This is a genomic window from Methylosarcina fibrata AML-C10, assembly GCF_000372865.1.
GTDB classification, from domain to species: Bacteria; Pseudomonadota; Gammaproteobacteria; order Methylococcales; family Methylomonadaceae; genus Methylosarcina; species Methylosarcina fibrata.
In genome coordinates, this window is record NZ_KB889965.1 from 1,172,067 (window position 1) to 1,185,033 (window position 12,967).

Genomic DNA, 12,967 nt, shown 5'->3' on the forward strand with positions numbered 1-12,967 from the left:
TTACAAAAGACGGTTGCGCACGGCAATCGTCGTGGTGAATACCCGCCGGAGCCTGCGGTCGTCCGGGGTTGTCCATGCATTGTTATAGAAATAAGCCTGGGGCTCCGACGCCAGATTATCGTCGATGGTGCGCACTAAAAGACTCAAGCGGATACTGACCACTTTGGCCATATCGGTCACCTGATCGGCCGTCGTATAATAATTCGGCGTCCCGTCCGGAGTCGCATCGGTATCCTCTCCATATAAAATCTGCATCTGTTCGATGCCTTCGACAAGTTCATCAGCATTTTCAGAGTTGATACGACGATAAAGAGAAGGCTGACCATCTCTCAATCGAACGTAATAGCTGACGGTCGCAATCGGATAGACCTGTCCGTCCGCATAACTGCGGCTTAACGGCTGGGTCGCATTGCCGGGCGTGCCGGGGCTCGCGTTATGTGCCAGGGCGGTTCCGGTGATGGCGGTAATTTGAAAGGCATCGCTGCCTTCGCAGGTGGAAGCCACCACCAGATCGTTCGTGCTCAAACCCGTGGTGCTGGCCAGCGTCAGATCGTCGCTGCCGCTGGCATGCGCCGTGACCAGATAGCTATCGTCGGTGGCTCTGCGAATCGTAATCACATCCGATCCGCCCACCAGCGGCCCGGTGATTTCCGTTACCATGGACGGAGACCAGACCGCCGGGCTATCGCCGGGATCCGAAGTGGCTTCGAAGCCCTGCAGCGAGGTATTGAAGTTGTTATTAAATTCTGTAGGCGAATTCAGATTATTGGTAATGGCCGTCTGGCTGTTGCAGCCTCTGAATCCCGCCATGCGAATATCCTGCCCGATCAGATCCATCGCAAACCGGGCATTTTCCTGCATCCGGGAGAGCCCTTCGGCCATCCGGTAAGACTGCTTGGTGCCGAGAAATATCTGCAGGACGCCGCCCAATAAAAACGCGCCGATCAGCAAGGCGATCAGCAATTCGATCAGAGTCATTCCCGCTTGACGGTTTGGGTTCTTGATGCGTTCGATTGAACGCCTGCAAGTCGGAAAGCTTCCGAGTCGGCTTCCTGTTCCGGCAACGGTCTCCCTGAATTTTGCAGCGCTCATATTTGAAAACTCATCTGGAAATTGGGATCGTCGCCGTCCCGGTTATCGTCCCAAGTGATCGTCACCGTAAACGTCCGGGTAGCGGCAACGACCGTTACCGATCCTTCTCCGGAAGGCAATGCGGCAAGCGCCTGGTTCCACTCGTAAAGGTCGTTTTCCGCCATGTCGGCCGTGGTGCAGGTGGACGATACCGAAAGGCAATCGGACTGATCGCCGGCGTCTTCCAGATGCATTGTGGTATAAGTGCTGGCCGCCAACTTGTTGGCGTCGTCGAGGTTGGCCCGGATCCGGTCCGCGATATCGTAGGCAAGCTGGGTCGCCAGGCTCCGGTGATAAGCGCTTTGGTTGTTTTTGAGGACAGTCGTCTGCATTCCGGCCAGACCCAACAGGCCGACCGATAAAATGACCATCGCGATCAGTATTTCGATTAAGGTGAATCCCGAGGCTCTGTTCATGGCGAATCTGTAGCTGATCGAAGTTATGGGCACGACGGAGCCGTTCCTACGGAAACTCGGGCCCGGCCGGTCGAGCTTATCTTGATTTCGCGGGATAGACTGGTGTCCGTGCCTTGGCATAACGTGAAGATATCCACTTGGGAGCTGTTTATACTCAATCCGCTCGCCGCATAGGCGGCATAATTTTTATACGTACTGTTTCCTGTACGGAGCGTGGAGCCGGCTAATGCCGGATAGGTTTTTAGCAGGCAATCTTCGCTCGGAGAGCCGTCGGCATTGGTTTCGCACGGATTGGCGTCGAAGTCGTCGCTGAAGGTCTCGTTGGCATCGCTATCGACGAACACATCCCATCCATCTTCCCAAGCTCCGCTGGTCGATCCTTTCCGCTGGACGGTCACCTGAACGCCCCGCTTGATCGCCTCGCTACGGGCCAGATTGAGTGCGGCCATGAATTCATTGGCCTGCGTGGTCAACCGGTTGCTTTTGATGGCTTCGATAAAGCTGGGGATTGCCACGGCCATCAGTATGCCGGCAAGACTGACGGTAACGATCAGTTCGATCAGAGTAAATCCGGAATTTTTAGCCGACTGATTTTGCATGGAATAAATTTAACGACAAAGAGAATGCCCCTTTTCAGGGATCGGTTTACCACCTCGTGATTGAGATATTAGTATAGTTAGTTAATGCGGTTTGTGAAGAAACCCACAAAATCGTGATAATTTGCTAAAGAACCGTGTTAATTGGTTTTTTTCGATTCAGGAGTATGAAAAAACCGGTGAGCTGTTTGCCGAAATTCCGGGTTTTCGTTTTTAACGAAATGAATTGCCTTGGCTAAAAACTTGCGCTTGTCAGGTTTCTCCGGACGGTTTGGGATGAGGCTCTTAAGTCTTATAGGTCAAACAACCAAGATAAGCCGCCTTTTTCTTTAGCCCTATCCTGTTTCCTGGCTCGAATCCGCTTGTTGTCTGGGGAATGAGGTCTTGGCCTTGCTTAACGACATTGCCCCATGCTCTGCACGGGAACGCATTCATCCAGCCGGGCATGCGCCATGAGTGAATGAATGCCTTTAGATACGCCCTAGCCGCAACAGGCGCCACGCATACGAGAGTGATGCGAGGCGGCGAATTAAATACTGGTAAAACCATTGGCACAACCGAAAAGAATGATTTTCGGTCGGGCCGTATTTCATATCATTTGCCGGGATAACTGTTAAAAACCCGGAAGTGGTTTTCTTTGTCGAAACTCATGACGTCGTAAGGATCCTGTCTGCCGCCCATTTCCATGCCGGGGCTGCCGGTAACCATGCTCGGAACGGCCAGTCCCGTGACTTTGGGTTTGGATTTCAATAGCGTGTCAATGTCATCGGCGGGGACGTGCCCTTCGATCACATAGCCGTCCACGATGGCCGTGTGGCAGGAAGCCATTTCTTTCGGTACGCCGTATTTATTTTTTATCGACTCCATGTCGTCGGTAACAATATCTTTTACATTGAAATGATGTTGTTTGAGATGATCGATCCACTTTCCGCAGCAACCGCAAGTCGGGCTTCTATACACGGTGACGTCCACGGCTTTTTCCGAGGCGGCGCTTTCCGCTTTCAGTCCGAAACTCAGCATCAGCAATCCAGTAAGAATCAATAGTTTTAAGCTATTCATAAAGCGGTCTCATTTTTGAATGAATCGAAATTAGTTGTTTTTTCAAGGTATGCGAAGAGCAAGCCCGGAAAGGCGGTTGAGCCGATCTAAAACCGCCCTCAATCGGTGCGTTTCCTCTTCCAACATAACATGGAACAGACACGCCTACAGCGATAGGGTTCCGTCCCGATTACCGATGATCGACTGCCGTTTGCCGGCCGATCAGGAAGGATGATAGACGGGGCTGTAGTCGTGAACGGCATCCACCATTGCCTTGACATGATCGGGATTCACGTCGGGCAGGATACCGTGACCTAAATTAAACACGTGGCCGGATCCTGAACCGTATCTTTCCAGAATGGCTTTTACTTTTTCAACAATGATGTCCGGGCGTGCATACAGCGCCACGGGATCCATATTTCCCTGGAAGGCGACGCGATGCCCTACTCGGGCGCGGGCTTGCCGCAGGTCGGTCTGCCAGTCCAGACCCAGGGCATCATAGCCTGTTTCGGCCATGGCTTCCAGCCACTGCCCGCCCCCTTTGGTGAACAGGACGGTCGGAATCCTGTGCCCGTCGGCTTCCGTAATCAACTGCGAGCGGACCTGAGCGGCGTAACGGAGAGAAAATTCGAGATAATCCTCGGTCGTCAACATCCCGCCCCAGGTATCGAACAGCATCACCGCCTGGGCGCCGGCGGCGATCTGGGCGTTCAAATAAGCCGAAACAGAGGCCGCCAATTTCTCGAGCATGGCGTGCATGAGTTTCGGTTGCTCGTACATGAGCGCTTTTATCTTTTGGAAATTCTTGCTGCTGCCGCCTTCGACCATGTACGTCGCGAGAGTCCACGGGCTTCCGGAGAAACCGATCAGCGGCACGCTGCCGTGCAATTCCTGCCTGATCAGCCGAACGGCATCGATGACGTAGCGCAATTCGGTTTCAGGGTCGGGAATCGGCAAGCGTTCGATATCGGACGCGGTTCTTACCGGACGGCTGAATTTGGGCCCTTCCCCTTCGGTAAAATGCAGCCCGAGGCCCATGGCATCGGGAATGGTCAAAATATCGGAAAACAGGATGGCGGCATCGAAATCGAAGCGCCTCAGAGGCTGCAAAGTCACTTCGCAAGCCAGTTCCGGAGTGGTGCACAAATTTAGGAAACTGCCGGCTTCTTCCCGGACTTTACGGTATTCGGGCAAATATCTGCCGGCCTGCCGCATCATCCACACCGGCGTTCGATCCACCGGCTGTTTTAACAAGGCTTTGAGAAGGCGGTCATTTTTTAATGGTGTCATGAGCGATACGATTTCTGCATTGATAAGGTTTCGAGACCCGGTTTTGAACAGGCGCGTGTGTTGCGGAATTTTCCATTTCGGCTATCGAGACTTGGGTAGGCTATCTGTGCCGGACAGGAGGCCGAATTCTTTCCGAATCGCGCCCATTTTTCTTGTCATGGCTTTTTGAAATTCGGCCGGTAATGTTTTCCTGGCTTTATTCGCCGATTCGGCATCTGTAAACGAGCCGTACAGCAATACGAATTTCTCCTTGTTCTGAATCATTCTCCTGACGTATCTGAAATTCCGCTGTAGAGAAGGATATTTTTTCATTACGTCCAGAATCGATTGCCGCCTGGACAGGACCATCAACTGCAACGTGTAGCGATCCTGCGGTTGGGATGAAAGCCAATCGGAAGCATCCTTATCGGCTGACGAATCGTCCTCGCCGGCTTCGGCAGGAACGGCTTCCTGGACAGGTTGTGATTCAGCGGGTTTTAATTCCTGGGCCGGCGGCATCGATGCTTCAGTCATCTCGGAATTTTCAGGAGCGGGTTGACTCGCCGCCTCCGGTTTTAAATGCGTATTTGAGTCCGGTGCAACCTCATCTTTGGGCGTGGCGGCGGGTTTGGGAGGCACATCCGGCAAAGCCGCACCGTTTGCCTGATTCGCTTTGCTGCTACCGAATTGTAAAGCACTGTTCGGCTGCGTACCCGCAGGCTCCAGCTTCGGAAAGGTCAGATAAGGAAGTTTGAAATCAACGGCGGGAGAGGTTGCCTTGGAATTCTTCGGCAAAGCGGCTTCCGGACTCGGCTGTGCCGCATCCGGAACAGCCTGTCTGGATGAAAACCATTGGACCGCCAGGGCGACTACGACAAGGACGGCGACCGACGTTATCAGTATGGCGGAAGAATGATCGGTTCGCTTACGCGGAGGCGGAGCCGAATATCCGGCGATAATCCGGGCGGGTATGCCGTGCGTCTGCCGAAAGATAAGCGAAATCCGGCTATCGGTTAAGGTTTCCGCGGCTATTCCGAACGCCCTTTTGGCCGACAGATGCAGCAAAAATTCGCCGCATTGCTTTTCAGTCAATGGCGGCAGTTCGACGATGTGGCACTCTTCAATCCGTTGATCCGATCGATATTTCAGATGCAGTTGATCGTGAGTCAAGGCCAGGATCACTCTTATTTGAGGGTTTTTTTCGGCGTAATGAAGAACTACCGTGATCAACCCGGGGGCCAGAGCTCCGGCCTCGTCGATGATTAAAACTTTTTTTTGACGCGGAACGCTCCTTTCGGCAGCGCTTGGTATGTTTCCTGTGAGTTTTCCGCGCGGTTCCGGAATGAACGATTTGTCCAGATGTTGTCGTATCTCGTCCAGGCTCAGTTCCGGAGCGCCCTCGACCAGACAAAACGAACAACCAGCAATTTCATGCTCTTGGAGTATCTGCAAAAGCTTACTTTTGCCGACGCCTTCCGGACCGCAAAGCAAAATGGAATCGGCCGAGTTGGAGATCAGGTGAATCAATAGATCCAGTACCTGCGCGCGCTCCGGAGTCAGCAAAAATTGAGCCGGCGCCCCGACCTGGTTATTCCATGACGACTGAACCCGAGCGGAGGTATCAATTTCTGCCATAGATGCCGAGAGTCATTTCCAACAGGTTTGGATCGACATAGATCGGCAACGTCGCTAGACCGATCTTCTCCAGCAGAATCAGCCGGATGTTGCCGTCCAGATTCTTTTTGTCCACGGCCATCAATTCAAGGAATTGCCCGGGGCTTAACGATTCCGGCGGTTTGACCGGCAATCGCGCAGCCAGGATCAATCGAACGATTCGTTCTACATTCTCGTCATTCAGCCAGCCTTTTCTTCTGGACAGATCGGCGGCCTGACACATTCCGATGGCCACGGCCTCGCCGTGCAGATAGGCGCCGTAACCGGTGCCGGTTTCTATCGCGTGGCCGAAAGTATGGCCTAAATTCAGGGTTGCCCGGACGCCCGACTCGGTCTCGTCCTCAGCGACAATTTCGGCTTTGTTCCGGCAGGAGCGTTCGATGGCGAAAGCCAAAGCTTCCTTGTCTCTTGCCAGCAAGGCGCCGACGTTCTGCTCCAGCCAGTCGAAAAAGGCCTCGTCCCGGATCAATCCGTATTTTATGACTTCCGCCAGTCCGGCCGATAGTTGACGGTCGTCAAGCGAATCCAGTACGTCGGCATCGGCAATGACGCATTGGGGCTGATAAAACGCGCCGATCATGTTTTTCCCTAAAGGATGATTCACTCCGGTTTTACCGCCGACCGAGGAATCCACCTGCGCCAGCAAGGTCGTCGGAATTTGAATGAAAGGAATGCCTCGTTGATAACAGGCAGCGGCAAACCCGCCCATGTCGCCGATCACGCCTCCGCCCAAGGCGATCAAAGTGGCGTTTCGGCTAAATTTACAGGACAGCAATTTATCAAAAATGCGGCTGATAAACTCCAGCGTTTTAAACTGTTCTCCATCCGGCAGGATCACGGTTTCGACCGTATAATCCTGTAAATTCGCCAGAACGGCATTTAGATACAAGGGGGCGACCGTCTCGTTGGTCACCACCAGAACTTGTCTGGATCTGATATGGCGCCGGTACAGATCGGGTTGCGCCAATAATTTGGAACCGATATAAATCGGGTAGCTCCGATCACCTAACTCTACTTGCAGTATTTTCATTTTATCAGTGATTTCTTGCTTTAAATTGTTCCAGAATGCGATTGACGACCGCCTTGCTCGGCATGACGCCGGTATCTATTTTAAAGTCCGCGCAGGATAAATAAAGAGGTTCGCGCTCTTTGAACAAACTTTCCAGGCGTTCTTTCGGATTATCGGTTTTCAGCAGCGGCCGCTGTGTGTCCCGGCGCGTCCTTTCCAGAATTCTTGCTATCGAACATTGCAGATAAACGACAAATCCGTTTTCATGTAATAATCTGCGATTTTCCTCGAGCAAAATGGCGCCGCCGCCGGTAGCCAGGACGATGCCGCGCATTTGGGTCAACTGGCGAATCATTTTTTGTTCTCTTTCTCTGAAGCCGGCTTCGCCTTCAAATTCGAAAATGGTGGGAATGTCGACGCCGGTGCTCTCTTCAATGGCTTTATCGCTATCGTAAAAAGGCCATTTGAGCGATTTGGCCAATTGTTTTCCTATCGTCGTTTTCCCGGCTCCCATCAGGCCGATAAGATAAATGTTCTCCGAGTGCTTCATGCATTGTTCAATGTCAAATTGTAGGCATTAAAAAGGGGGCATTATGCCCCCTTTTCGTTCCAAGTTGAAGCGATCAATTGGTAGTTAAATTTTCCTTGACGATTTTCGGGGTAACGAATACCAGCAATTCCTGTTTATCGTCCTGTTTAATCGTTCTTTTAAAGAGAAACCCGATCCCCGGAAGATCGGCAAAGAAAGGAACTTTATTGACGGTATCGAACACGGTGCCTTTGTATATTCCGCCCAGCACCACAGTTTCTCCGTCGTTGACCAGCACGTTGGTTTTAACGTTGTTCGTGTCGATTCCAGGCTGCCCATTGACTACCAATTGCCCCACGTCATCCCTGGTAAGTTCCAGGTCCATGTTGATGCTGCCGCTGGGCGTGATCTGCGGAGTCACGTCCAACGTCAGCAGGGCATCGATAAACTGGGTATTGGTACCCGTATTGTTGCTGCTGGACTGGTAAGGGATTGAAGTACCCTGACTGATGGTCGCCTGACAACGGTCCGTAGTCATCACTCTCGGGTTGGAAAGCAGTTGGGCCTTGTCTTCATCCTGTAAAGCGGACAGTTCGAGATTCAGGACATAATCGGCGCCTCTCGCCAGCGTCATGCCCAGAGCGCCGTAGGGATTGGACGCGGCCAGATCCACCAGGGTATCGGTTACCGAAAGATCGCCGTTGCCGGGGTCGGAAGCCGGATCGGGTCCGCCCACGCCAAATTGTTTGCCCGAACTCATGGTGGCCACTTTCGCCACGCCGAATCTGACGCCCAAGGTCCTGGCATAATTGGTGGAAGCGATGACGATTCTCGACTCGATCATGACCTGCTTGACCGGCACGTCCAACTTGCGAATCAACTTTTTGATTTCTTCAAGGCGCTTGGGCGTTTCGCGGACGATGAGCGTATTGGTCCTTGCATCGACCACGGCGGTACCGCGCGGCGACAGCAGCATAAAGGAATCTTCGGCCATTTGTTTCGCCGCAGCGGCGCCGCCGACACCGCCAGCTCCGCCCATGCCCATGGCGCTGCCATAAGCCCCGCCTTGAGCACCTCCCATACCGGGCTGTATCGTTCTCTGGTTGAGGCTTTGCGTGCTGGCCTGGGACGATGCCGACGATCCGCGGTTTTTATTGTACAACCCGCACTGGCCGATGGCGCCGGAATCGAATCCTCTGAGCATGTTTCTGAAGTTTTCCGCTCTGGCATAATTGATCTTGAGATATTCGGTATGCAGAGGATCCAGGCGCTCGACCACATTTTGGGTTTCCCTTTGTTTTTCCTTGTATTCCTTGATTTTTCCGACAGGCGCCACCAAAGTGACGTTGCCGGTCTCGTATTTTTCCAGTCCCTTGGTCATCATGATAAAGTCCAGCGCCTCATCCCAGGGAACATCGTCCAGCTTTATCGTTACTTTTCCGGTCACATCATCCCCGGCCACGACGTTTTGTCCGGTGAATTCGGCCAGCACCGCGATAACGCTGCGGATATCGATGTCCTGAAAATTCAACGACAAACGGTCACCCGTGTATTTTTCACGTTGGGCCTGAATCGCTTCCTTCTCGGCAGGAGTTAAAGGCCGGAACTCGACCGTCAATAATCCTTCCGATTGAAACAACGAGTAATCATAAAGATTGTTTTGCAAAGCCACGTTGATGGTCGTTTCTTTTGACGTGGAGCTGGCGTCGATGTATTTAACCGGCGTGGCAAACTCGGAAACGTCCAGCCGTTTAGTCAAATTTTCAGGCAGACGAGTGTTCAAGAAACTGATCACGACCATGCCGCCTTCTTCCCTGGAATTCACGACGGTATTAGGATTGGCCAAAGAAACCAGAATCCGCCCTTCACCGTTTTCGCCGCGCTTGAAGTCCAATCCTTTAATGGATTGCCGAAATAATGATTCGGAAGCAGGAAAAGCCGGGGCGGGCACCCTTCTGTCCACGACCGGAGCCGAATCGACCGGAGGAGTTGCCGCTTTGCTGCTCAGAGTCAGCAGGATTTTATTGCCGGATGCTTTCGTTTCAAACGGCACGGATTCGAGTAGATTGACCACAACCCGCACTCTGTCCGCCGCTTCTGCGACATAAAGGCTGCTGGCGCTGCCCTGATTGATAGTGAAAGTTTTTTTATCCAGGGCACTTTTTACCCCCGGAAAATCCATGGCGATTCTTGCCGGATTATCGGTATGGAACACTTTGGGTTCTATGGCAGGACCTGTCATTTCCAATTGTATTTGCAATTTGTCTCCGGCAACGGAGGCGATTTCGACCGAAGAAATCGCCAGATCGGCCGCTTTAACAGAGGCAAGAGGAAATAAAGACAGATAGACGCTGCCCATCAGGTACAACCAGAAAAACGGAACTTTGTTATTCATCATGATGCCGACTCGTTTATTACACATTTTCTTTCCTCAAATCATTCTGTCAAAGCCAATGATTGCTGCTGTTCGCGCCATTTTCCGGGTTTGTCCGAAATCATTTCCATAATTTCAATTTTGTCGCCGACGATCCGTATTATTTTGCCGTAGTTCTTGCCCAGATAATTGCCGACCTGGACGCGGTAAATGGTGCCGTCACTCGCTTTTACCAATCCCCATAAAGTGCCCTGCATGTTAACCGTTCCGACCATTCTCAAACTGTCCAGAGGATAAGCTTCCAACTCCTCTTTGGGCCTGGAAGTATCCGGCCTGAGACCCGTGCCTTCCACGTTCTCACCGTTTTCGGCCTGTTCGGCTTGCTCCAGAGGCGCAAACGGATCGCGCAATCCTTCCGGTTTGAAAACGAAAGGCTCCACGATTTTGATTTCAGGCAACGGTTCAATCGGACCTTTCGGCTTTGCTTGTTCGGTTTTGATGAAGGTTTCCAGATCCGAAAAATCATCGTTTCCGCATCCCGTCAACATCAAAGCAATGAACACGTTCGTAAATCCTGCAATTGTCCAGTGCGGAAGAGATTTAATTAAACGAAGCCGGCTCATTATTTATTTCCTCTTTTCTTTTTGACGGGGGCTGCTTCCGGAGCCAGACTTTCGTTATAGGTTTTCACCACGGCGTCCATCACCATAGCTCCCGTCTTCACTTTGGCTTGCGCCTGTTTTCCTTTAGTGGTTTCAGGAGCGATATTGACGTCGTGAATGGTTACAATTCTCGGCAGAGAAGCCAGACCGCTGACGAACAAGCCTAATTCTTCGTAGCGGCCGATCACCTTAATATTGATAGGCAGCTCGGAATAGAAATCCTTGCGCACCGGGGCGCCGGGTTTGAACAATCTGAACTCCAGGCCGCTCGCCAGTCCGGTCTGAGAAATATCGACCAGAAGGCTGGCCACTTCTTCTTCGGTCGGCATTTGCTTGATCATCTCCGCCAGCGACGCTTCGATCTGCTCCAGTTGTTTTTTATAGTCGGGAAGATTGACCGCTTTCTTCTGTTTAATGACAAACGAGTTTCTTAGCTCCAGTTCTTTCTTTTCGATTTTTTCAAGTTCCGCCAGTTGATCAAGAGTAAAATAGTAAACTCCCGCCCCCGCTACAATGACGCACAGAATCACTATTACCGCCAGTTTTACCGGCCGCGGCCACGTCCCCGAGGCTTCGATGTCCCAGTTGATTTCGGAAAGATTCATGGTTTACCTCCCGCAGTATGCTTGCCTTGCTGCGCAATCAGGGTAAAATCGCTTAACTGTTCGGAATTGGTTTTTTCTTGTGACTGGATGACGTTGATCTTGGGAAATTTCAGCCATGAAGACGCATCGATGGCTCGCATGAAAGCCGAAACCCGCGCATTGGATTCGGTTTTGCCTTCGAAGGTGAGATTGGCCCCTTGCTGAATGAATTTGGTCAGAAAAATGCCTTCCGGCGCGGTTTTGGGGATTTCATCAAATAAATGCACAACCTCTGGCCGGCTTTCCTGCAATTTTTGAATGACGTTGATTTTTGCCAGCAGTTTGTTTTTCTTTTCTTCTATGGTTTTAATCTCTGTAATTTTTTTATCCAGCAAAGCGATTTCATCCTCCAGCCGCTTGTTTCTTTTTTCCTGATATTCCTTCAGACCTTCGATGTACATGTGAACGGCCAACAGAATGCCGATTGTCCCTAATACCGACAAGGCAATCGACATGAGAAAATCCTGTTTCTTCTGTTTGCGCAGCTCTTCTCGCCAGGGAAGTAAGTTGATTCTCGCCATTATTCAAAACTCCTCAAAGCAAGGCCGCATGCAATCATCATGGCCGGCGCATCGTTACTCAGAGCTTGAGGCTTTACTTTGCTGGACAGGGCCATGTTGATAAAAGGATTGGCAATATAAGCCGGTACGCCCAAGCTTTGCTCGGCAAGCTTATCGATTCCGGGAATGGAAGCGCAGCCGCCGGCCAGTATCAGGCTGTCGATCCCTCTATTGGCGCTCGACGAAACGAAAAATTGCAACGATCGGGCAATCTGCTGAACCATGGCCCGCTTAAAGGGTTCGAGGACATCGACGGCATAATTGTCGGGCAGTCCTCCCTGCCTTTTAGCCAGGCCTGCCTCTTCGTAGGACAAACCGTAGCGGCGCTGGATTTCTTCGGTTAATTGTTTTCCGCCGAATCCTTGCTCTCTCGTATAAACGGTTTTCGAGCCGTGCAATACGTTTAAAGTGGCCATGGATGCCCCGATATCGGCTATCGCCACTGTTTGGCCTTCGCTGGCATCGGTAAACTGATCGGCCAGCAACGAAAAGGCATTTTCCATGGCGAATGCTTCCACATCGACAATCTTTGCTTTTAGTCCGGCCTTGAGCAAGGTCTCGACGCGGTCGTCGACATTTTCCTTTCTGGAAGCGGCCAGCAACACGTCGACCATGTCGGGATTGTTTTCATTGGGCCTTTGCACCTCAAAATCGAAATTGACTTCATCCAGCGAATACGGTACATACTGGTCCGCTTCCACCATGATCTGTTCTTCCATTTCGTCTTCACTTAACGATGCCGGCATGGTGATGATTTTGGTCATCACGGCGGATCCCGAAACCGCCACGGCCGCCTGTTTCAGTTTGGTCCCGGATTGTTTAACGGCTGATTTGATTGCATCGGCTATGACGTTGACGTTGGCGATATGTTTATCGATGACGGCGTCTTTCGGTAAAGGAGCTACGGCATAGCTTTCCACCCGGTAGCGTGCCCCTACTCGACTTAATTCCAGTAACTTTACAGCCGCTGTACTGATGTCGACGCCCAGAACAGCATTCTGTTTTTGATTAAACCAGCTCATGAAATTTTCCTTGAAAAAACTGATCATTTCCGATCACATGTTG

At 51.7% G+C, this 12,967-nt stretch carries 13 protein-coding genes; all 13 read right to left on the reverse strand.

What is annotated here, in order from left to right:
- A complete protein-coding gene (locus A3OW_RS0105685) occupies window positions 1-1,092 on the reverse strand; it encodes a PilW family protein (RefSeq protein WP_020562461.1) in 1,092 nt (363 codons plus the stop codon).
- On the reverse strand, window positions 1,089-1,547 hold the full coding sequence (gene pilV / locus A3OW_RS0105690) for a type IV pilus modification protein PilV (RefSeq protein ID WP_033412178.1): 459 nt from the start codon (window positions 1,545-1,547) through the stop codon (window positions 1,089-1,091). Before pilV ends, A3OW_RS0105685 begins: the two co-directional genes overlap by 4 nt.
- A 23-nt stretch (window positions 1,548-1,570) precedes the next feature.
- Window positions 1,571-2,146, reverse strand: a complete 576-nt coding sequence (locus A3OW_RS0105695; RefSeq protein WP_020562463.1) for a GspH/FimT family pseudopilin — start codon at window positions 2,144-2,146, stop codon at window positions 1,571-1,573.
- Window positions 2,147-2,737: 591 nt separating this feature from the next.
- Complete coding sequence (locus A3OW_RS0105700; RefSeq protein ID WP_026223358.1) at window positions 2,738-3,202, reverse strand: DUF411 domain-containing protein; 465 nt, start codon at window positions 3,200-3,202, stop codon at window positions 2,738-2,740.
- 201 nt (window positions 3,203-3,403) lie between these two features.
- Window positions 3,404-4,471, reverse strand: coding sequence for a uroporphyrinogen decarboxylase (hemE, locus tag A3OW_RS0105705; protein WP_020562465.1), 1,068 nt, complete (start codon window positions 4,469-4,471; stop codon window positions 3,404-3,406).
- An 81-nt stretch (window positions 4,472-4,552) separates the two neighbouring features.
- Window positions 4,553-6,085 (reverse strand): SPOR domain-containing protein, encoded by a 1,533-nt coding sequence (locus tag A3OW_RS0105710; protein WP_020562466.1) that lies wholly within the window; start codon window positions 6,083-6,085, stop codon window positions 4,553-4,555.
- On the reverse strand, window positions 6,072-7,154 hold the full coding sequence (gene aroB, locus A3OW_RS0105715; RefSeq protein ID WP_020562467.1) for a 3-dehydroquinate synthase: 1,083 nt from the start codon (window positions 7,152-7,154) through the stop codon (window positions 6,072-6,074). Before aroB ends, A3OW_RS0105710 begins: the two co-directional genes overlap by 14 nt.
- A 4-nt stretch (window positions 7,155-7,158) precedes the next feature.
- A complete protein-coding gene (gene aroK / locus A3OW_RS0105720; RefSeq protein ID WP_020562468.1) occupies window positions 7,159-7,683 on the reverse strand; it encodes a shikimate kinase AroK in 525 nt (174 codons plus the stop codon).
- A gap of 73 nt (window positions 7,684-7,756) precedes the next feature.
- Window positions 7,757-10,084 (reverse strand): type IV pilus secretin family protein, encoded by a 2,328-nt coding sequence (gene pilQ, locus A3OW_RS0105725; RefSeq protein ID WP_020562469.1) that lies wholly within the window; start codon window positions 10,082-10,084, stop codon window positions 7,757-7,759.
- Between the two features lie 14 nt (window positions 10,085-10,098).
- Window positions 10,099-10,659, reverse strand: coding sequence for a pilus assembly protein PilP (locus A3OW_RS0105730; protein ID WP_020562470.1), 561 nt, complete (start codon window positions 10,657-10,659; stop codon window positions 10,099-10,101).
- Window positions 10,659-11,303: a type IV pilus inner membrane component PilO gene (locus A3OW_RS0105735; protein WP_020562471.1), complete on the reverse strand. Its 645-nt coding sequence runs from the start codon at window positions 11,301-11,303 to the stop codon at window positions 10,659-10,661. The genes A3OW_RS0105730 and A3OW_RS0105735 overlap by 1 nt, the downstream gene beginning before the upstream one ends.
- Window positions 11,300-11,863: a PilN domain-containing protein gene (locus A3OW_RS0105740; protein ID WP_020562472.1), complete on the reverse strand. Its 564-nt coding sequence runs from the start codon at window positions 11,861-11,863 to the stop codon at window positions 11,300-11,302. Before A3OW_RS0105740 ends, A3OW_RS0105735 begins: the two co-directional genes overlap by 4 nt.
- On the reverse strand, window positions 11,863-12,924 hold the full coding sequence (locus A3OW_RS0105745; protein WP_020562473.1) for a pilus assembly protein PilM: 1,062 nt from the start codon (window positions 12,922-12,924) through the stop codon (window positions 11,863-11,865). The genes A3OW_RS0105740 and A3OW_RS0105745 overlap by 1 nt, the downstream gene beginning before the upstream one ends.
- Window positions 12,925-12,967 lie beyond the last annotated feature (43 nt).